The organism is Enterobacter sp. 296B2 (genome assembly GCF_034106185.1).
Classification (GTDB): Bacteria; Pseudomonadota; Gammaproteobacteria; order Enterobacterales; family Enterobacteriaceae; genus Enterobacter; species Enterobacter cloacae_N.
Window position 1 is genome coordinate 137,428 of the sequence record NZ_JAWNCA010000004.1, and the last position, 20,887, is coordinate 158,314.

General features: G+C 57.9%; 19 protein-coding genes. 10 read left to right on the forward strand and 9 right to left on the reverse strand.

The window, feature by feature from the left end:
- Positions 1 to 4: 4 nt before the first annotated feature.
- Positions 5 to 736, reverse strand: coding sequence for a tol-pal system-associated acyl-CoA thioesterase (exbB, locus tag URZ40_RS04640; RefSeq protein ID WP_116342042.1), 732 nt, complete (start codon positions 734 to 736; stop codon positions 5 to 7).
- Positions 737 to 987: 251 nt separating this feature from the next.
- On the opposite strand from exbB, the gene metC reads away from it, so the two are divergent.
- Positions 988 to 2,175 carry a cystathionine beta-lyase gene (gene metC, locus URZ40_RS04645; RefSeq protein ID WP_116342044.1) on the forward strand — a complete coding sequence of 396 codons (1,188 nt, stop codon included), beginning with the start codon at positions 988 to 990 and terminating at the stop codon, positions 2,173 to 2,175.
- A gap of 143 nt (positions 2,176 to 2,318) precedes the next feature.
- Positions 2,319 to 2,978, forward strand: a complete 660-nt coding sequence (yghB, locus tag URZ40_RS04650; protein WP_163329680.1) for a DedA family general envelope maintenance protein YghB — start codon at positions 2,319 to 2,321, stop codon at positions 2,976 to 2,978.
- A 45-nt stretch (positions 2,979 to 3,023) separates the two neighbouring features.
- Here yghB and URZ40_RS04655 read toward each other — a convergent pair whose 3' ends face one another.
- Positions 3,024 to 3,923, reverse strand: coding sequence for an AraC family transcriptional regulator (locus URZ40_RS04655; RefSeq protein ID WP_320719874.1), 900 nt, complete (start codon positions 3,921 to 3,923; stop codon positions 3,024 to 3,026).
- A 195-nt stretch (positions 3,924 to 4,118) separates the two neighbouring features.
- Between URZ40_RS04655 and yqhD the strand changes: the two genes are divergently transcribed.
- Positions 4,119 to 5,282, forward strand: a complete 1,164-nt coding sequence (gene yqhD, locus URZ40_RS04660) for an alcohol dehydrogenase (RefSeq protein WP_320719875.1) — start codon at positions 4,119 to 4,121, stop codon at positions 5,280 to 5,282.
- Between the two features lie 105 nt (positions 5,283 to 5,387).
- Positions 5,388 to 6,215, forward strand: a complete 828-nt coding sequence (gene dkgA, locus URZ40_RS04665) for a 2,5-didehydrogluconate reductase DkgA (RefSeq protein WP_021242117.1) — start codon at positions 5,388 to 5,390, stop codon at positions 6,213 to 6,215.
- 103 nt (positions 6,216 to 6,318) lie between these two features.
- Here the strand turns inward: dkgA and URZ40_RS04670 are convergent, their stop codons facing one another.
- Positions 6,319 to 8,493 carry a YgiQ family radical SAM protein gene (locus URZ40_RS04670; RefSeq protein WP_320719876.1) on the reverse strand — a complete coding sequence of 725 codons (2,175 nt, stop codon included), beginning with the start codon at positions 8,491 to 8,493 and terminating at the stop codon, positions 6,319 to 6,321.
- 200 nt (positions 8,494 to 8,693) lie between these two features.
- Between URZ40_RS04670 and URZ40_RS04675 the strand changes: the two genes are divergently transcribed.
- Positions 8,694 to 10,169: a TrkH family potassium uptake protein gene (locus URZ40_RS04675; protein ID WP_116342054.1), complete on the forward strand. Its 1,476-nt coding sequence runs from the start codon at positions 8,694 to 8,696 to the stop codon at positions 10,167 to 10,169.
- Positions 10,170 to 10,201: 32 nt separating this feature from the next.
- Here URZ40_RS04675 and ftsP read toward each other — a convergent pair whose 3' ends face one another.
- From ftsP to URZ40_RS04695, 4 genes are all read right to left on the reverse strand, one after another.
- Entirely contained in the window at positions 10,202 to 11,614 is a 1,413-nt protein-coding gene (gene ftsP / locus URZ40_RS04680) for a cell division protein FtsP (protein WP_116342056.1), read from the reverse strand.
- Between the two features lie 58 nt (positions 11,615 to 11,672).
- The gene (gene plsC, locus URZ40_RS04685; RefSeq protein WP_061097059.1) at positions 11,673 to 12,410 is read right to left on the reverse strand and encodes a 1-acylglycerol-3-phosphate O-acyltransferase; all 738 of its coding nucleotides are present in this window, start codon (positions 12,408 to 12,410) and stop codon (positions 11,673 to 11,675) included.
- Positions 12,411 to 12,572: 162 nt separating this feature from the next.
- Complete coding sequence (gene parC / locus URZ40_RS04690) at positions 12,573 to 14,831, reverse strand: DNA topoisomerase IV subunit A (protein WP_116342058.1); 2,259 nt, start codon at positions 14,829 to 14,831, stop codon at positions 12,573 to 12,575.
- Between the two features lie 118 nt (positions 14,832 to 14,949).
- A complete protein-coding gene (locus tag URZ40_RS04695) occupies positions 14,950 to 15,351 on the reverse strand; it encodes a YgiW/YdeI family stress tolerance OB fold protein (protein WP_023309189.1) in 402 nt (133 codons plus the stop codon).
- A 139-nt stretch (positions 15,352 to 15,490) separates the two neighbouring features.
- Here URZ40_RS04695 and qseB point away from each other — a divergent pair, with 139 nt between their 5' ends.
- The 5 genes from qseB (at position 15,491) to lysM (ending at position 19,043) form a co-directional block, all read left to right on the forward strand.
- The gene (gene qseB / locus URZ40_RS04700) at positions 15,491 to 16,150 is read left to right on the forward strand and encodes a quorum sensing response regulator transcription factor QseB (protein ID WP_320719879.1); all 660 of its coding nucleotides are present in this window, start codon (positions 15,491 to 15,493) and stop codon (positions 16,148 to 16,150) included.
- Positions 16,147 to 17,484 (forward strand): quorum sensing histidine kinase QseC, encoded by a 1,338-nt coding sequence (gene qseC / locus URZ40_RS04705; RefSeq protein ID WP_320719881.1) that lies wholly within the window; start codon positions 16,147 to 16,149, stop codon positions 17,482 to 17,484. The genes qseB and qseC overlap by 4 nt, the downstream gene beginning before the upstream one ends.
- A 105-nt stretch (positions 17,485 to 17,589) precedes the next feature.
- Complete coding sequence (locus URZ40_RS04710; RefSeq protein ID WP_024906501.1) at positions 17,590 to 18,171, forward strand: NAD(P)H-dependent oxidoreductase; 582 nt, start codon at positions 17,590 to 17,592, stop codon at positions 18,169 to 18,171.
- A 31-nt stretch (positions 18,172 to 18,202) separates the two neighbouring features.
- Positions 18,203 to 18,517, forward strand: coding sequence for a putative quinol monooxygenase (locus URZ40_RS04715; protein ID WP_116342064.1), 315 nt, complete (start codon positions 18,203 to 18,205; stop codon positions 18,515 to 18,517).
- A gap of 85 nt (positions 18,518 to 18,602) precedes the next feature.
- Positions 18,603 to 19,043: a peptidoglycan-binding protein LysM gene (lysM, locus tag URZ40_RS04720; protein ID WP_028014428.1), complete on the forward strand. Its 441-nt coding sequence runs from the start codon at positions 18,603 to 18,605 to the stop codon at positions 19,041 to 19,043.
- Between the two features lie 17 nt (positions 19,044 to 19,060).
- Here lysM and URZ40_RS04725 read toward each other — a convergent pair whose 3' ends face one another.
- Positions 19,061 to 19,936 (reverse strand): MurR/RpiR family transcriptional regulator, encoded by an 876-nt coding sequence (locus URZ40_RS04725; protein WP_163329689.1) that lies wholly within the window; start codon positions 19,934 to 19,936, stop codon positions 19,061 to 19,063.
- The gene (locus URZ40_RS04730; RefSeq protein ID WP_320719884.1) at positions 19,933 to 20,883 is read right to left on the reverse strand and encodes an iron-siderophore ABC transporter substrate-binding protein; all 951 of its coding nucleotides are present in this window, start codon (positions 20,881 to 20,883) and stop codon (positions 19,933 to 19,935) included. The genes URZ40_RS04725 and URZ40_RS04730 overlap by 4 nt, the downstream gene beginning before the upstream one ends.
- Between the last annotated feature and the right edge of the window lie 4 nt (positions 20,884 to 20,887).

The following is a 20,887-nucleotide window of genomic DNA, read 5'->3' on the forward strand; positions in this document are numbered from 1 at the left end:
ACTATTAACCTACGCGCAGTTTAGACGCCGCATGGACCGGCTTCACGGCGCTGGCATTCAGGTCGAGATCGCGGCTTTGCAGCAGCAGAACCTGGGCGGCAACGTCTCCGAGAGTCGCTTTGTAGCTGCCAATCATACGCGCGAAGATGTTGTAGATAACCACCGCAGGGATAGCGGCAACCAGACCGATTGCCGTCGCCAGCAGCGCTTCCGCGATACCCGGCGCAACCACCGCGAGGTTAGTGGTTTGGGTCTGCGCAATACCGATAAAGCTGTTCATGATGCCCCAGACCGTACCGAACAGACCAATGAACGGCGAAATCGCGCCGATGGTCGCCAGATAACCATTGCCGCGTCCCATGTGTCGACCAACGGCCGCAACACGACGCTCCAGACGGAAACCGGTACGCTCTTTAATGCCTTCGTTATCTTCACTGCCGGCGGAGAGTTCCAGCTCGTTCTGAGCTTCATTCACTAACAGGGTGGTCAGGCTTTTCGCGTGGAAGGATGAGGTCATCTCAGAAGCCTGATCCAGAGAGCGGGCTTCTGCCAGCTGCTGCTGTTCCCGCTTGAGGCGACGCTTCTGCGAAAGCAGCTCGGCGCTTTTGCTGAAGAAGATAGCCCAGGTGACAACGGACGCCAGAATCAGGCCGATCATCACAATCTTAACCACGATGTCAGCATGATGATACATGCCCCAAACGGAGAGATCCGTCTGCATCAAATTATTACCCACTCTGTATCTCCAGGACGCAAATCACAAAATCTGAACGTAATAATATCAAAAAGTCGTCGAATTGATAGTCGTTCTCATTAGTATTTACATGGTGCCTTAATTTTCGCTCACTTTCCTTGCGCTTACGCAGTAAAAATTTCTTATGCGCTTTTTTGCTAATATTTTCTGCTTATTCGATAAGCATGCGGGTGCAGTTTTTTACAATCGTGGTAGTCTGGACGTCCAGACGTATAAAAACAGGGTTTGCAAATATGACGAAGAAGCATCTTGATACCACGCTGGTACAGGCTGGACGCAGCAAAAAATATACTCAGGGTTCGGTTAACAGCGTGATTCAACGCGCCTCTTCCCTGGTGTTTGACACCGTTGAGGAGAAAAAAATCGCCACGCGCAACCGCGCGAAAGGCGGGTTGTTCTATGGTCGTCGCGGCACCCTAACCCACTTTTCTCTGCAGGAGGCGATGTGCGAGCTGGAAGGCGGCGTGGGCTGCGCGCTGTTCCCGTGCGGGGCGGCGGCGGTTGCTAACACCATTCTGGCGTTTGTGGAACAGGGCGACCATATCCTGATGACCAACACGGCCTATGAACCCAGCCAGGATTTCTGCACCAAAATCCTCAGCAAGCTCGGCGTAACGACCGGCTGGTTTGACCCGCTGATTGGTGAAGGCATTGCTGAACTTATCCAGCCAAACACGCGCATTGTGTTCTTGGAATCTCCCGGTTCTATCACCATGGAAGTGCACGACGTGCCGGCTATCGTTAAGGCCGTACGCAGCAAAGCGCCAGAGGCGATTATCATGATCGACAACACCTGGGCGGCGGGCGTGCTGTTTAAGGCGCTGGAATTCGACATTGATATCTCGATTCAGGCGGCAACGAAATACCTGATTGGCCACTCTGACGGGATGATTGGCACCGCGGTATCCAACGCGCGCTGCTGGGACCAGCTGCGTGAAAATGCCTACCTGATGGGCCAGATGGTGGATGCAGACACGGCATACATGACCAGCCGTGGTATCCGCACGCTGGGGGTTCGCCTGCGTCAGCATCATGAAAGTAGTCTGAAAATCGCTGAGTGGCTGGCGCAGCATCCGCAGGTTGAGCGCGTGAACCATCCGGCACTGCCGGGCAGTAAGGGCCATGAGTTCTGGCAGCGTGACTTTACGGGCAGCAGCGGGCTGTTCTCGTTTGTGCTTAAAAAACGGCTCAATAATGACGAGCTGGCGAGCTATCTGGATAATTTTACCCTCTTCAGCATGGCCTACTCCTGGGGCGGTTTTGAATCCCTGATCCTGCCGAATCAGCCGGAGCAGATCGCGGCCCTGCGCCCCGGCGGTGAAGTGGACTTCAGCGGCACCCTCATTAGATTGCATATCGGTTTAGAAAACGTGGACGATTTAATTGCGGATTTATCTGCAGGGTTTGAACGTATCGTGTAGAGTGCGGGCTGAAAATGTACTCTCCGGACGCTTTTGTGAACACTGCAAGCAGAAAAGTCTGCATGAGTTGCGCCTGCGATCAATCCCGGCAGGTAAAATTGGGAGTACAATAGCGTTATCTCTGCTGTTCCACAGGAAAGTCCATGGCTGTTATTCAAGATATTATCGCGGCGCTCTGGCAACATGATTTTGCCGCCCTGGCGGATCCTCACGTCATAGGCGTCGTCTATTTTGTGATGTTCGCAACGCTGTTTCTGGAAAATGGATTACTGCCAGCCTCGTTTTTACCCGGTGACAGTTTGCTTTTACTTGCCGGGGCCTTGATTGGCAAAGGCGTCATGGACTTTACGCCCACGATGGTTATCCTCACCTCCGCCGCGAGCCTGGGCTGCTGGCTGAGCTATCTGCAGGGCCGCTGGCTTGGAAACACGCGCGTGGTAAAAAGCTGGCTGGCGCAGTTGCCCCATAAATACCATCAGCGTGCGACCTGTATGTTTGACCGACACGGCCTGCTGGCACTGCTGGCCGGGCGTTTTCTGGCGTTTGTTCGCACTCTTCTGCCCACCATGGCGGGTATTTCCGGGCTGTCTAACCGCCGGTTTCAGTTCTTCAACTGGCTGAGCGGCCTGCTGTGGGTCGGTGTCGTAACCACGTTCGGCTATGCGCTGAACATGATCCCGTTTGTGAAACATCACGAAGATCAGGTAATGACCTTCCTGATGATCCTGCCGATTTTCCTGCTGGTGGCAGGGCTGGTAGGGACGATTGCGGTGGTGATCAAGAAAAAGTATTGCAGTGCCTGATCCCCTCACCCTGACCCTCTCCCCATTGGGGAGAGGGAAAAAAGCCTAAGCTCCCTGCATGGTTCGGATGCGTGATGCATCTTCTCCCGGCGTGACGCCGAAATAGCGCTTAAACTCCCGACTGAACTGCGACGCGCTTTCGTAACCCACCCGCATGGCCGCCGCGCTGGCCTTCATGCCGTCGTGGATCATCAGCATGCGCGCCTTATGCAGCCGGTAGGTTTTGAGGTACTGCAGCGGCGAAGTGCTGGTCACCGACTTAAAGTTATGGTGAAACGCCGAGACGCTCATGTTCGCTTCCGCGGCCAGCTGGTCAACGCTGAGGTTTTCCGTGTACTGACTCTCAATACGCTTGAGCACGCGGCTGATCAGGCTGAAGTGGGTCTGTCGGCTCACCAGGGCGAGTAACGCCCCGCCGCCCGGGCCCAGCAGCACGTGGTAAAGAATTTCGCGAACGATCTGCTTGCCGAGAATACGCGCGTCCAGCGGCCTCTCCATGACATCCAGCAGGCGCTCAATGGCGCAGAGGATCTCTTCCGACAGCGTCGCCGAGTTAATCCCGCTGGAGGCCATCGACGGCTGGAAGAGCTCGTCTTCGCCAATCTCCATCAGCAGCTCCTGCAGCTGAAGAATATCAACGTTGACGCGAATACCCGCCAGCGGGACCTCCTCTGTCGCGAAGGTTTCACATTCGAAGGGTAAAGGTACCGTCAGGAGCAGATATTCATTGGTGTCGTAGCGGAACACGCGCTCGTTGATATAGCCAATTTTATGGCCAGAGAAGAGAAAAACGATGCCCGGCTGGTACATCACCGGCGTGCGCGTCCCGGGTTGCGTGCCGTAAAGCAGGCGAATGTCCGGCAGCAGGTCGCTGACGTTATTTTCTTTATCTATCAGTATTTTAATCTGCGCCGTGAGCTGGTGGCAGATCGCTTCGCGGTTCATTTTACGTTACTCCGGGTACGGTTTCCGACCCTTACAGTCTGCGCATTTTTCCGAAGTTTCTCCAGCGCTCTGTAGAAATGGGCAAGACATCGGCAGGAATGTGCATTGAGGGCCTGGTCCCGGACGGCCACAATGAGCAGCATCAGGTAGCCATCAGCGCCACCACGGTTTTTCACCCACTAAAGGGAACGAGCAATGAACAACTTTAATCTTCATACCCCAACCCGCATTCTGTTTGGTAAAGACGCTATCGCCGATCTGCGCGCGCAGATCCCTGCTGATGCTCGCGTGCTGATCACCTACGGTGGCGGCAGCGTGAAAAAAACCGGCGTGCTGGATCAGGTTTACAGCGCCCTGAGCGGCCTGGACGTGCGTGAGTTCGGCGGTATCGAGCCAAACCCGTCTTACGAAACGCTGATGAACGCGGTGAAAATCGCCCGCGAAGAAAATATCACCTTCCTGCTGGCGGTCGGCGGCGGCTCCGTGCTGGACGGCACTAAGTTCATCGCGGCGGCAGCGCACTACGCTGACGGCGTTGACCCATGGCACATCCTGGAAACCCGCGGCAGCGACATCAAAAGCGCGATCCCGATGGGCTCCGTGCTAACCCTCCCGGCCACCGGCTCTGAATCCAACAAGGGGGCGGTGATCTCCCGCAAAACCACCGGCGACAAGCAGGCCTTTATGAACGAACACGTTCAGCCTGTCTTCGCTATTCTGGATCCGGTGTACACCTACACCCTGCCCGCGCGTCAGGTGGCGAACGGCGTGGTCGATGCCTTTGTTCACACCGTGGAGCAGTACGTGACCTACCCGGTGAATGCAAAAATTCAGGATCGCTTCGCAGAAGGCATTCTGCTGACGCTGATTGAAGAGGGCCCGAAAGCGCTGAAAGAGCCGGAGAACTATGACGTTCGCGCCAACGTCATGTGGGCCGCAACGCAGGCGCTGAACGGCCTGATCGGCGCTGGCGTGCCTCAGGACTGGGCGACCCACATGCTCGGCCATGAGCTGACGGCGATGCACGGTCTGGACCACGCTCAGACCCTGGCCGTTGTGCTGCCCGCGCTGTGGAACGAAAAACGCGACACCAAGCGCGCCAAACTGCTGCAGTACGCCGAGCGCGTGTGGAACATCACCGAGGGTTCTGACGATGCGCGTATTGATGCTGCCATTGAAGCGACCCGCAGCTTCTTTGAAAGCCTGGGCGTGCCAACGCGTCTGTCCGGCTACGGCCTGGACGGCAGCTCCATCCCTGCCCTGCTGGCAAAACTCGAAGAGCACGGCATGACCCAGCTCGGCGAGCACGGGGACATTACGCTGGACGTGAGCCGTCGTATCTACGAAGCAGCACGCTAAGCGTTTTTGCCCTCCCGACTTTCGTTTTTTGACATTTCGTCCAGACTTAATGCACACCCCATCGTCGGAGTCCCCCTCCGACGATGCGCACCTGAAGGAGGAAAAATGGCAAACCAAACCGTAATCAAGCTGCAGGACGGCAACGTGATGCCCCAGCTGGGGCTAGGTGTATGGAAAGCCGGTAACGACGAGGTCGTCTCCGCCATTCATAAAGCACTGGAAGTCGGCTATCGGTCGATTGATACCGCCGCCGCGTACAAAAACGAGGACGGCGTGGGTACCGCGCTGGCCAGCGCCGGCGTACCCCGCGATGAGCTATTTATCACCACTAAACTGTGGAACGACGATCAAAAGCGCCCCCGTGAAGCGTTGCAGGAGAGCCTGGAGAAACTCCAGCTCGATTTCGTCGATCTGTACCTGATGCACTGGCCAGTTCCGGCCATCGACCATTACGTTGACGCCTGGAAAGGGATGATTGAACTGCAGAAAGAGGGGCTGGTGAAAAGCATCGGCGTCTGTAACTTCCAGGTACATCACCTGCAGCGTCTGATTGATGAAACGGGCGTCGCACCGGTGATTAACCAGATCGAGCTGCACCCGCTACTGCAGCAGCGTCAGCTTCATGCCTGGAACGCCACCCACAAGATCCAAACCGAATCCTGGAGCCCGCTGGCGCAGGGTGGTGAAGGCGTGTTCGATCAGAAAATTATCCGCGACCTGGCGGATAAATACGGTAAAACCCCGGCGCAAATCGTCATTCGCTGGCATCTGGACAACGGCCTGGTGGTCATTCCGAAATCGGTCACGCCGTCGCGCATCGCCGAGAACTTTGACGTCTGGGATTTCCGGCTGGACAAAGACGAGCTGGGTGAAATTGCGAAGCTTGATAAGGGCAAGCGTTTAGGGCCCGATCCGGATCAGTTTGGCGGGTAATCCCCCCACCCGGCCCTCGCCCCATTGGGGTGTGGGTGTTCATGTGCCGTCTCCCCTTTGGGGAGAGGGTTAGGGTGAGGGGTGAGGGGTGAGGACATCATCGTTATCCAATCTTACGCTTTGCGCTCTTCTTCGTCCCCGCACCACCGTTCGAACGCTGATGGACAATCGGCGTGTGCTTTGTCAGCGCGGGGCGCGTATTGCGGTTCTGGCGACGCGCTTCGCGCATCTCATCCAGCGTCGGGGCCGGTACCAGGCAGTCACGGCGCGAGCCAATCAGGTGTTTTTTACCCATCTCTTCCAGCGCCTGGCGGATCAGCGGCCAGTTTTTCGGATCGTGATAGCGCAGCAGCGCCTTATGCAGACGGCGCTGTTTATCCCCTTTCGGTACCACCACCTCTTCACTCTTGTAGCCAATCTTACTCAGCGGGTTCTTGCCGGTGTAATACATGGTCGTCGAGTTGGCGAGCGGCGACGGATAGAAGTTCTGCACCTGATCCAGACGGAAGCGACGCTGCTTCAGCCACAGCGCCAGGTTGACCATGTCTTCATCGCGCGTGCCCGGGTGCGCGGAGATGAAGTACGGGATCAGATACTGCTCTTTGCCCGCCTGTTTCGAGTAGGTGTCGAACAGCTGCTTAAAGCGATCGTAACTGCCCATGCCCGGCTTCATCATCTTCGACAGCGGGCCTTCTTCGGTGTGCTCCGGCGCAATCTTCAGATAGCCGCCAACGTGGTGCGTCGCCAGCTCTTTGATGTAGCGCGGATCTTCCACGGCAATGTCGTAACGTACTCCGGAGGCGATGAGGATCTTCTTGATGCCCTTCAGGTCGCGCGCGCGGCGGTAGAGGTTGATCGTCGGTTCGTGGTTGGTGTCCATGTGCTCGCAAATGCTCGGGTAGACGCACGAGAGACGACGGCAGGTCTGCTCCGCGCGCGGCGATTTGCAGCGCAGCATATACATGTTCGCGGTTGGGCCGCCGAGATCGGAGATCACCCCGGTAAAGCCCGGCACCGAGTCGCGAATGGCTTCGATCTCATTGATGATCGAATCTTCAGAGCGGCTCTGGATAATGCGCCCCTCGTGCTCGGTAATTGAGCAGAAGGAACAGCCGCCGAAGCAGCCGCGCATGATGTTGATCGAGAAGCGGATCATCTCATACGCCGGGATACGGGCGTTGCCGTACGCCGGGTGCGGCACGCGCTTGTAAGGCAGCGCAAAGACGCTGTCCATCTCTTCGGTGGAGAGCGGGATCGCCGGCGGGTTGATCCAGATAAAGCGCTCGCCGTGCTTCTGCATCAACGCGCGGGCGCAGCCCGGGTTGGTTTCGTGGTGCAGAATACGGGACGCGTGCGCGTAGAGCACCTTGTCGGCTTTTACCTTCTCGTAGGACGGCAGCAGCACATAGGTCTTTTCCCACGGCTTCGGACGCGGCGGCTGCACAACGATAGCCTTCGCTTCCGCTTTCTTCGGCTCAACCGGCTTGTTATCCGCACACGGCAGATCTTCACCATACGGGTGCGGGATCGGATCGATTTTGCCCGGCATATCGATGATACGGGAATCTACCCCGCTCCAGCCCGGCAGCGCCTCTTTCACCATGATCGCGGTGTTGCGCACGTCACGGATGCTGCTCACCGGCTCGCCCTGCGACAGACGGTGCGCAACTTCCACCAGCGGACGCTCGCCGTTACCGTAAATCAGCATGTCGGCCTTGGAGTCCACCAGCACCGAGCGGCGAACCGTATCCGACCAGTAGTCATAGTGCGCGGTGCGGCGCAGGCTCGCCTCGATGCCGCCCAGAATCACCGGCACGTCTTTCCAGGCTTCTTTGCAGCGCTGGGTATAGACCAGGGTCGCGCGATCCGGGCGTTTACCCGCCACGTTATCCGGCGTGTAGGCGTCGTCATGGCGCAGCTTGCGGTCGGCGGTATAGCGGTTGATCATCGAGTCCATGTTGCCGGCGGTGACACCGAAGAACAGGTTGGGTTTACCCAGACGCATAAAGTCGTCTTTACTGTTCCAGTCGGGCTGGGAGATGATCCCCACGCGGAAGCCCTGCGCTTCGAGCATACGGCCACAGATGGCCATGCCGAAGCTCGGATGGTCAACGTAGGCATCGCCCGTGACCAGAATGATATCGCAGCTGTCCCAGCCCAGCTGGTCCATCTCTTCCCGGGACATCGGCAGGAACGGCGCCGGTCCAAAGCAGGCCGCCCAGTACTGGGGCCAGGAGAAGAGGTCACGATCCGGCTGGATCAGGGAGATTGCGCTCATAATGCTTCCGAAGAAAAAATAGACAAAAGGAGCGGGATTATACGCTGTTCATCCGTCAGATTTGAAGAAAAGGATGCAGGAAGCAGGCAGATATTCGTGGAAGTCGTTAAAATACAGCGCCCTGTTAATTTTGCATCATAATTACCCCTGACTCTTCCGGTCTTCAGCCGCCGGGAGGAATTCTGGCGTGGAGTTGCTTTGTGAAGTTCAACGATTCGTTACATGTGTCTCAGCTGCGGGTTGTGCTCCACCTCTGCGGTTTTTTGGTTCTGCTGTACAGCCTGTCGATGCTGCCGCCGATGGTCATCGCCCTGCTCAATAAAGAGCGGACCTACTTTGCGTTCCTGACCACCTTTTTGACCTTTTTCAGCCTCGGAGGGTTAACCTGGCGGGCAACCCGCCACGCCGGCATACAGCTGCGCACCCGCGACGGTTTCGTGATCATCGTGCTGTTCTGGCTGCTGTTTTCATTGATAAGCGCCATGCCGCTATGGATGGATGATGGCCTGCACCTCTCCTTTGCGGACGCGCTCTTCGAAGGGGTTTCCGGGATCACCACCACCGGGGCGACGGTGATCGGGGACGTCAGCGCCCTGCCGAAGTCGTACCTTTATTATCGCGCTCAGCTCAATTTCATTGGCGGATTAGGCGTCATCGTGCTGGCTGTCGCGGTTCTGCCGCTGCTGGGCATTGGTGGCATGAAGCTCTATCAGTCAGAGATGCCGGGTCCGTTCAAGGAGGAGCGCCTGACGCCCCGCCTTGCCGATACCGCACGTACCCTGTGGGTGACCTACTTCGCGCTGGGCGTGGCCTGCACCCTGGCCTACTGGCTGGCGGGGATGTCCTTTTTTGACGCCCTCTGTCACGGGCTTTCGACGGTGTCACTGGGCGGGTTCTCCACCCGCAGCGAGAGCATCGGTTTTTATGACAGCCACGCGATTGAGCTGGTTGCCGGGGCGTTTTCACTGCTCTCCGCGTTTAACTTCACCCTCTGGTACGTCGCCATTGTCCGACGCACCCTGAAGCCGATTCGCCGCAGCCCTGAGGTGAGATTCTTTCTGAGCGCCGCCGCGGTGATTATCGTCATCACCGCCTGGCAGGTCTGGCACGCGGGAATGTACAACCCTGTCGATAGCCTGGTGCACGCCTTCTTCCTGGCCAGTTCGATGATGACCGATAACGGCCTTTCGACAGCTGACTATGCCCAATGGCCCGCCCACACCATCTTCCTGCTGTTGAGCGCCAGCTTTTTTGGCGGCTGCGTAGGCTCAACCTGCGGCGGGATCAAAGCCCTGCGTTTTCTCATTATGTTCAAGCAGAGTATTCAGGAGATGAACCAACTGGCCCATCCGCGCGCGCTGCTGAGCATAAAGGTGGGCAAAAGCGTGGTGAATGAACGCGTCCTGCGCTCGGTATGGAGCTTCTTTTTTCTCTACGTGATGATCACGGGCTTTTTTGTCTGGGCGCTTAATTTGATGGGCTACGACCTGTTTACGTCATTCGCCACGGTTGCCGCCTGTATCAACAACATGGGGCTGGGATTTGGCGAGACGGCATCAACGTTCGGCACGTTAACAGAGGGAGCGAAACTGCTGATGTGCGCGGCGATGATCTTAGGGCGTCTGGAAATTTACCCGGTACTGATTCTGTTCTCGCGCTTTTTCTGGCGGGCTTAAAACATTCCCGGCGAACCGGGAATGTCAGGGGGTTAAGGCGCGGGGTTAATCAGCATCTGCCCCACGGAGCCCCTGTCCATCATCTCCAGCGTCTGGCTGTGGAACAGGAACGGGAAGTGCGGCCAGGAAGGCTGGCCGTAGTAGACGAGCAGTTCAACCTGGCCGTCCACCCAGACGGTATCTTTCCATCCACGGTCTTCCGGGAACGGCATCGCACCGTTAACGTTGCGGATCAGGAAGCTTACCCCTTCAATATGGAACGACTGCGGCATATCTGAACGCACCGTCCAGCGCTCCCAGGTGCCCTGCTGGGCGGTGATATCAATACGGTTCACATCCCATAGCGCGCCGTTAATGCCTGGATCGTCGCCCAGGCTGATATCACGGCTGCGCACCGGCGAACCGCTCACGATCTCCTGCGGCAGCAGACGCATCGGCAGGCTGTCGGTGACCAACGGCAGCAGGCCGGTTGGGCGCAGGGTTAACACCAGCGTGGAGACCAGAATGCTCGACGGCTCAAAGAACCCGCGAATACGATCAACAATGCTCGCGGCTTCACCACAGGTGACGGAGACTTCATCCCCGTTGGTCATATCCACCAGAATTTCACGACGCTCTCCCGGCGCCAGCGCCAGCTGTTTTACGGAGACAGGCGCGGGTAAAAAGCCCTGGTCGCCGGAGATGACGTGCAGCGGGCGGCCATCGCTCATCTGCAGCTGATAACGGCGCGAGTTAGAGGCGTTGAGCAGACGCAGGCGCACCCAGCCACGGGACACTTCCACGTACGGGCTCTGCGCGCCGTTAACCAGCAGCGTATCGCCGACGAAGCCACCGCTGCCCGGCTCGCTGTACTCCGGCGTACCGAAGTTATCCAGACGTTTATCCTGAATGATGACCGGGAAATCATCCACGCCGTAGTGGTTCGGGATTGGCAGCGATTTGCTCATCTCATCTTCCACCAGCCACATGCCGGCCAGGCCGTTATAGACCTGCTGCGCCGTACGGTTAGGGGTATTGGCGTGATACCACAGGGTTGCCGCGCTCTGGCGGATCGGCAGGACGGGCGCCCAGTCGGCGTTGGGGGACATCATTCGCGCCGCGCCGCCAATCAGTGGGCCAGGAACCTGTAAGCCGCTGATGGTCATGGCGACGTTTTCAGCCGTACGGTTGCTGTAAATGAGCTTAACGTCATCGCCGTTCCACACGCGGACGGTCGGCCCGAGGTAGCGCCCGTTAATGCCCCACACCGGCGCGCGCGTGCCCTGGGTGAACGACCAGTGGCTGCGCTGAAGCGTGAGGAAAAGCGGCTGCCCGCGACGGGATTCAATCAACGGCGGAATGGGCAGCGGCTGTTGCTGCCCGGCGGCGCTGGCTGTCAGCGGCATCGCACCCGCACAAAGGGCAATCCCCGAAGCCTGAATAAACTGACGCCGACTGAGTGACATATAAGCTCCATCTGAAACGACTAACAACGCGGGAATTCGTTTTCCCTTTAACGCCGGATTAAACCTTACCGGCGGCTTCTCTTTCTGCGACTTCTTTGTCCAGCAGCGCAATATGCTGAGCCATCAGCTCGCGGCAGTGTGCTGCCAGTTCGCGCACCTGGTCTTTACCGTACTTGCTGGTATCGACGGGTGGCAGCATTTCGACAATCACCAGACCATTATTCAGGCGGTTAAGATTAATCTTATTAGAAGTATTGGAAACGCACACGGGAATAATTGGAACACCTGCCGCAATTGCGGCATGAAACGCACCGGTTTTAAACGGCAGCAGACCGCGACCGCGGCTGCGAGTTCCTTCCGGGAACATCCAGATGGATATTTTGCGCTTTTTAAAATGGTTCACCACTTCCGCAATGGTGCCGTGCGCTTTTGCGCGGTTATTACGGTCGATCAGCAGGTTACCGGTCAGCCAGTACAGCTGGCCAAAAAACGGGATCCACAGCAGGCTTTTTTTCCCCACCGTTACGGTCGGCGGCAGAACAATATTGGAGGCCGTCACCATATCGTAGTTGTTCTGATGGTTGGCGATATAGATGGCGTTACCGAAATTTTCCGCCCCTTCAGGCAGGCGTTTTTCAACCTTCAGGCCAAACAGCGGCGCAAGGCGGCCGAACATATGGCCAAAGGTGGCAACATGCTTCGGATTACGCGGGCTGAACAGGCAGTAAATAGAGCCGAAAATACAGACCAGAATGCAGTAGATAACGGTAAGAATAAGACGAACAATATATAGCATAGCGACCTCTGAAGCCCTGACAGCTGACAATTATACTTCACCTGTGGCCAGGTAAGGACTTTATTACGAGCGCGTATTGTTAATCGCAACGCACGAATTAACAACGATTTTACGGGAAATTTTATTGAAATACCCCCTCCGGACAGAGGGGGTGTCACGGCATTACTCTTCGCTGTCGCCCGCGCTGCTGCGCGCAGGGGAATCAATCTCCACGCGGTCGATACGCTGCAGGCCGCGCATCAGCGAACCGCGGCGGCCACGCTCGCCCACCACTTTCTGCAGCTCTTCCGGACGAAGCTTGATTTTACGCTTGCCGACGTGAATGGTCAGCGTGCTTTGCGGCGGCAGAAGGAAGAGATGCGCCAGGCCATCTTCACCTTTCGCGGCTTCCGCAGACGGTATGTTGATGATCTTGTTGCCCTTACCTTTCGACAGCTCCGGCAGGTCGCTGACCGGGAACATCAGCATGCGTCCGGCAGAGGTGATCGCCAGCAGCATGTCGCTCTCGTTCTCGATCACCAGCGGCGGCATCACGTGAGCGTTGTCCGGCAGGCTGATCAGCGCTTTACCGGCGCGGTTACGCGACACCAGGTCGTTAAAGGTACAGATAAAGCCATAGCCCGCATCGGACGCCAGCAGCAGCTTCTGGTCATCGGCCTCCATAAGCATGTGGTCAACCGTTGCGCCCGGCGGCAGCGTCAGCTTGCCGGTCAGCGGTTCGCCCTGGCCGCGCGCGGAAGGCAGCGTGATCGGGTCGATGGCGTAGCTGCGACCCGTGGAGTCGATAAACGCCACCGGCTGGTTGCTCTTACCTTTCACCGCCGCTTTAAAGCTGTCGCCCGCTTTGTAGCTCAGACCCGGCGCGTCGATATCGTGGCCTTTGGCGCTGCGCACCCAGCCGCTCTGCGACAGGACAATGGTCACCGGCTCGGACGGCTGCATGTCGTGCTCGTTCATCGCCTTCGCTTCTTCGCGCTCGTGCAGCGGAGAACGACGGTCATCGCCGAAGGCATCGGCATCCGCCTGCAGCTCTTTCTTCAGCAGGTTATTCATTTTGCGTTCTGACGCGAGGATCGCCTGCAGCTGATCGCGCTCTTTTTCCAGCTCGTTCTGCTCGCCGCGGATCTTCATCTCTTCCAGCTTAGCGAGATGGCGCAGCTTCAGTTCGAGGATCGCTTCGGCCTGGGTTTCGCTGATGCCGAAGCGCGACATCAGGGCCGGCTTCGGCTCGTCCTCGGTACGGATGATCTCGATCACCTCGTCGATATTGAGGAACGCCACCAGCAAACCTTCGAGGATGTGCAGGCGCTTAAGCACCTTCTCCAGACGATGGTTCAGACGACGGCGCACCGTATCGCGGCGGAACGTCAGCCATTCGGAGAGGATCTCCAGCAGGTTTTTCACCGCCGGGCGTCCGTCAAGGCCGATCATGTTCAGGTTGATGCGGTAGCTTTTTTCCAGATCGGTGGTGGCGAACAGGTGGTTCATCACCTGCTCCATGTCCACGCGGTTGGAGCGCGGCACGATCACCAGACGGGTAGGGTTCTCGTGGTCGGACTCGTCGCGCAGGTCATCCACCATCGGCAGCTTTTTATTGCGCATCTGGGAAGCGATCTGCTCCAGCACTTTCGCGCCGGAAACCTGGTGCGGCAGCGCGGTGATCACCACGGCGCCGTCCTCTTTATTCCACACCGCGCGCATGCGCACGGAGCCGCGACCGTTCTGGTAGATTTTGCGGATTTCCGCGCGCGAGGTGATGATCTCGGCTTCGGTCGGGTAGTCCGGCCCCTGGACGATATCCAGCAGATCGTCCAGCGAGGTTTTTGGCTGCTCAATCAGAGTGATGGCGGCTTTCGCCACTTCACGCAGGTTGTGCGGCGGAATGTCCGTCGCCATGCCGACCGCGATACCGGTGGTGCCGTTCAGCAGGATGTTCGGCAGACGCGCAGGCAGCATTTTCGGCTCCTGCATCGTACCGTCGAAGTTTGGCACCCAGTCAACGGTTCCCTGACCCAGCTCGCCCAGCAGCACTTCGGCATATTTGGACAGGCGGGATTCGGTATAACGCATCGCCGCGAAGGATTTCGGATCGTCCGGCGCACCCCAGTTCCCCTGCCCGTCCACCAGCGGGTAGCGGTAAGAGAACGGCTGCGCCATCAGCACCATCGCTTCATAACAGGCGCTGTCGCCGTGCGGATGGTATTTACCCAGTACGTCACCGACGGTACGGGCGGATTTCTTGAACTTGGCGGTGGCGTTCAGCCCCAGCTCGGACATCGCGTAGACGATGCGGCGCTGAACGGGCTTCAGGCCATCCCCGATAAACGGTAACGCCCTGTCCATGATGACGTACATGGAGTAGTTCAGGTAGGCGTTTTCCGTGAATTCATGTAGCGCGAGGCGCTCTGCCATATCGCTCATTACGTGTGATTCCTCAACTCAGAAACCGAAGGGTTTCAGGCAATATTGCCGCAGATACTACCTCATCTGATGAATTGAGTCACAAAGAAAAAGGGCCGCATAAGCGGCCCTTTTCGGGTTATTTGTTCAGCTTGATGACCTGCTTCACGTCGATTTCAAATTCGTTCCAGTCTTTGTCGACTTTACCCTGCAGTTCGACTTTATCCTGCGGGGTCACGGTCACGCCGTTCCAGCGCTTGTGATCAATCTCGACCACTACCGTGCCGGACTCATCGCGGAAGGTGTAGCGGTCATCGGACAGGCGCTCGGTAATGTTCCCGCGCAGCTTCACCCAGGCGTCGTCCTTCAGATCTTTGACTTTAGCCGCGGTGGTGAGGTTGGCGTTGTTATCGACAAAACCGCCTTGCTGGGTTTGCGTCTGGGTCTGTGTAGCGGATGGGCCAGTGAAACCGCCCTGAGCAGCAAAGACCGGCGCGGTGGTCATCATCATGATGGCAGCAATTGCAGCGAATTTTTTCATCGTAATCTCTCCCTTTAATGTCGTTTCACAATCCATTAAACAGGGTAAACCTTAACAACTTCTTAAGGGGAAAATTTATTTATTTTTACTGTACAGCAGGCGCTTGCAGAGGGTTTACTGACGGCATCAAGGAGGGAACATGCGCATTTTACTGGTAGAAGACGACAGGTTAATTGGTGATGGCATCAAAGCGGGCTTAAGCAAACTGGGCTTTAGCGTGGACTGGTTTACCGACGGGAAAACCGGACAGGCCGCGCTCGCCTCTGCGCCCTATGATGCCGTCGTGCTTGATCTGACCCTGCCGGAACTGGACGGTCTGGACATCCTGCGCGCCTGGCGCGAAAGCGGGCGCAGCGAGCCGGTACTGATCCTGACGGCGCGGGATGCGCTGAACCAGCGCGTCGAGGGGCTGCGCCTCGGGGCGGACGATTATCTCTGTAAGCCGTTCGCGCTGATCGAGGTGGCTGCCCGCCTGGAAGCGCTGGTGCGCCGCAGCCACGGCCAGACGCGCAGCGAGTTGCGCCACGGCAAGGTGACGCTCGACCCGGCAAGCCTCGTCGCGACGCTGGATGGCGAAACGCTGACGCTTAAACCGAAAGAGTTCGCCCTGCTGGAGCTGTTAATGCGTAACGCGGGCCGGGTGCTGCCGCGCAAGCACATCGAGGAAAAGCTTTATACCTGGGACGATGACGTCTCCAGCAACGCCGTGGAAGTCCATGTTCATCATTTACGCCGCAAGCTCGGGAGCGAGTTTATCCGCACCGTGCACGGCATCGGCTATACCCTGGGTGACGCATGAAGCTGAGCCTGAAGCTGCGCCTGACGCTCCTCTTTTTAGCGCTGTCCCTGACGGCCTGGTTTGCCGCCAGCCTGGTGGCGTGGCAGCAGACTACCCACAAGCTCGATAAGCTGTTCGATACGCAGCAGATGCTGTTTGCCAAACGGCTGCTGACAATGGATCTTGACGAGATCCGCGCGCCGGAGCGCATGCGCGAGGTGCCGAAAAAAGCCAAACACGGGCATCTGGACGATGACGCGCTGGCCTTTGCTATTTACGCTTCAGACGGCACGATGATCCTTAACGACGGCGAAAACGGACGCGATATTCCGTATCACTATCGTCGCGATGGCTTTGATGACGGACGGCTTCAGGATGACAACGACGAATGGCGCTTTTTATGGCTGACGTCGCCAGACGGAAAATACCGCGTGGTGATCGGCCAGGAGTGGGAGTACCGGCAGGATATGGCGCTGGACGTGGTCAGCTCGCAGCTGACGCCGTGGCTGGTGGCGCTGCCGGTGATGCTGCTGTTGCTTATTGTCCTGCTGAGCCGGGAGCTAAAGCCCCTGAAAAAGCTGGCCCAGACCCTGCGTTCCCGCTCGCCGGACGCCACCGACGCCCTGCCCACTCAGGACGTGCCTGCCGAAGTGCGCCCCCTGCTCGACTCGCTGAACCATCTTTTTGCGCGTACCCAGGAGATGATGGCCCGCGAGCGCCGCTTCACCTCCGACGCCGCCCACGAGCTGCGCAGCCCGCTGGCCGCGCTGAAGGTGCAAACCGACGTGGCGCAGCTTTCACAGGACGATCCGCAGGCGCAGGAAAAAGCACTGGCGCAGCTGCACACGGGTATCGACCGCGCCTCCCGGCTGGTGGATCAGCTCCTCACCCTGTCGCGCCTGGACTCGCTGGATAGCCTGGACGGCGTAGAACAGATAGCGATGGCCGACCTGCTGCAGTCTGCGGTGATGGATATCTACCCTTCGGCGCAGCAGGCGGGTATTGATATTCGTCTGAACATCAACGCGCCGGAGGTGACTCGCACGGGCCAACAGCTCCTTCTGAGCCTGCTGGCGCGTAACCTGCTGGATAACGCCACCCGTTACAGCCCGCGCGGCAGCGTGGTAGATGTGACGCTGAACACCCGTAGCTTCACCGTGCGCGACAACGGCCCGGGCATTTCACCCGATGCGCTGGCGCGTCTCGGCGAGCGGTTTTATCGTCCGCCGGGTCAGGACGCAACGGGCAGCGGGCTGGGATTATCCATTGTGAAACGCATTGCCGCGCTGCACGGCATGCGCGTCTCACTGGGCAATGCGCCTGAAGGCGGCTTTAACGTGAAGGTCAGCTGGTAAGGGATTATTGCACTACGCGCAAAAGACTTTGCACATTTTGCTCATTTTTCCGCTCCGCCCTCGCGCGTAGAATACCGGACATACTCTCAGCATCGAGGACAAAAAATGAGCAACATTCTGATTATCAACGGCGCAAAAGAATTTGCGCACTCTAAAGGCCAGCTTAATGACACCCTGACCGAGGTCGCGGACGGTTTCCTGCGCGACGCCGGGCATGATGTTAAGGTCGTACGTGCGGACAGCAACTATGACGTGAAGGCCGAAGTGCAGAACTTCCTGTGGGCCGACGTGGTTATCTGGCAGATGCCGGGCTGGTGGATGGGCGCACCGTGGACCGTGAAAAAGTACATGGACGACGTATTCACCGAAGGTCACGGTTCGCTGTATGCCAGCGACGGCCGCACCCGTTCAGACGCGTCTAAAAAATACGGCTCCGGCGGCCTGATTCAGGGGAAAAAATATATGCTCTCCCTCACCTGGAACGCTCCTCTGGAAGCCTTCACCGAAAAAGATCAGTTCTTCGAGGGCGTGGGCGTCGACGGCGCGTACCTGCCGTTCCACAAGGCGAATCAGTTCCTGGGCATGGATCCGCTGCCGACCTTTATCGTTAACGACGTGATTAAAATGCCGGACGTCCCGAGCTATATCGCAGAATATCGCAAGCATCTCGCGAAAATTTTTGCTTAACTGGTAGCCTGGAATTAAAGGAGTAGTAACCATGCTTACAGTAATCGCAGAAATCCGTACTCGTCCAGGTCAACATCACCGCCAGGCGGTGCTGGATCAGTTCGCGAAAATCATCCCAACCGTACTGAAAGAAGAAGGCTGCCACGGCTACGCGCCGATGGTCGATGCCGCTACCGACGCGAGCTTCCAGTCCACCGCGCCAGACTCCATTATCATGGTTGAGCAGTGGGAAACCGTCGCGCACCTTGAAGCGCACCTGCAGACCGCGCACATGAAAGCCTGGAGCGATGCGGTGAAGGGTGACGTGCTGGAGACCCACATCCGTATTCTGGAGCAAGGGGTTTAAAACCTGCCTTCCCTCTCCTTCCGGGGAGGGAAATCTCTCTGACCTGCTATGCTTATTCTGACTTCATGATTAACAGGAGGATGGAATGGGTCTTTTTAACTTCGTAAAAGAAGCAGGCGAAAAGCTATGGGATAACCTGACCGACCATAAAGGTCAGAGCGACAAAATCACCGAGCACCTCAAGAAACTCAACATTCCCGGTTCAGACAAAGTTCAGGTTAACGTTACCGACGGCAAAGCCAGCGTGACGGGCGACGGGCTGACCCAGGAGCAGAAGGAAAAAATCCAGGTTGCCGTCGGGAACATCGCGGGCGTCAGCGAGGTGGAGAACAACATCACCACGACCGATGCCAAAGATGAAGCCACCTACTACACGGTGAAATCCGGCGATACCCTGAGCGCTATCTCCAAAACCGTGTACGGCGATGCTAACCAGTACAATAAGATTTTTGAAGCTAACCGCCCGATGCTCTCCAGCCCGGATAAAATCTATCCTGGCCAGACGCTGCGTATTCCGAAAGCGTGATCCGCGAGCCGGGGAAATCAGCTGCTTTTCTTCCCCGGTTTTAACCCACGATGTAACTCGTTGATGCGCTTCATCGACTTGATGGTGCGCTGCGGTTCGGTGGAGGCCACGGATAAAATAATCATCTCCAGACACAGCAGCACCGTGCCGTGGAGCGGGATTTTACCTTTCTCGCCGCCGCGTGGGACGTGGATCACCACGCTGGCCTCTTTGCTGAATCGCGAGTCGATGGCATTGGTCAGCAAAATCGTGGGAATACCCAGCCGTTTTGCTTCGCGCAGCGTGGTTTGCCCTTCCCGGTGCGCGGATTTTTGCGCCATCATGATCAGCACATCTCCGCGCTGGAGCCCGATCAGCTGCTCGGCCAGCCCTATTCCGGTACGGTTAAGCGGCGTGGCGGGTAGCCCCATCCGGCTAAAGAGTCTGGCGGTGTATTCGGCCAAAATCCCGGACGCGCCAATTCCAAATATGGCAACCTGCCTCGCCTGCGCCAGCAGCGAGACCGCCTGCGCCATCGCGAAGCGGTTATGGGGTTCAGACAACACTTCACAGGTATGCTGATGCCCCTCCAGCACGAAATCAATGCTCGCATTGACGTCGCTGGTCAGCGTATTTACCGTGGTGGAGATCTTTTCGCTGGAGGTCACGACCGGGCCAAACCACTGCTCCAGCGTCTGCTTCAGATCGCGCAGCCCGGCAAAACCCAGCGCCTGGATGGCGCGAACGACGGTGGCATCCGACGTTTTCAGCAGCGTCGCGATCTCCATTGCCGTCTGTTCCATCACCGCTTCCCGATTTTCATTGATATAGCGCGCCACCTGTAGCAGCCGAGGCGTGAGCTGGTGCGATCGCGAGCGGAGGCGGTCCCCGAAGAGATCAACTTTACGGCTCATCGTGACGCCTCCGGCAGCGGACGTCCGGCAATGTGCGACTGCACCTGCGCGGTCATCAGCCCTAACGAGGCGAACGAGTTCGAGATGGCCTCTTCACGCGAGATCAGCACGTAATGTCCGGTCCGACAGGCATTCAGGAACTGGCACCAGCCCGGCATCACTGCATCCATCGCTGCCAGCTCATCCTGCGGTTTGCCGCCCGTATCCCCGCGCCAGGTGGCGAAAACGAAATCGGCATCCAGTTCCGGCAGCCGCTCGGCGCTGACGTCAATGCGCCCCCCTTCCGGGATGGACTCAATCAGCGGCGGGAAGGTAAACCCGGCATCACGCAGCACGCGCCCCAGCGAATGGTAGCTGTGCATGGCGTTGATTTTCCCCTGATTGGCCTGAATTACCGACACGCTCACCTTGCGGGTATCAATCGTCGCTTTCAGCGCCTTAATTTGCTCCTGATAGCGCCGCTCCAGAATCCTGAGCCGCGCCTGCGTTCCGGTCAGCTGCGCCAGCTTGCGGTAGATCTCCGGCGCGCCGCCGTCGAGATGATCGATGCTCACCGTCGGGGCAATTTTCTCCAGCTGTTCCACCGGGGTGTTGCGCGTCGGCTCGGTAACGATCAGGTCCGGTTTTGCGGCGGCAATGGCTTCGATATCGATATCCGCAGTGCCGATAAACTTGATGTCGGAATTATCGAAGTCGACGCCGGTCAACATGCCGCTGGAACGCAAGAAGTGGCTGCCGTCCGGCCGGGTACGGCCATGGCTCGCCACCGGCGGTACGCCAAGCTCAATTAACGGAATGGTAATGTCCAGGTCGTGTAACGAGACGATCCGTTTCGGATGCGCCGGTACCACCACCTTACGGTTCAGATCGTCAGTAAACGTCTGCGTCGGCTCGGCCGCGCTCGCCGCAAACCCCGCCAGCAACAGCATCGAAAACAGTATGCGCATGTTA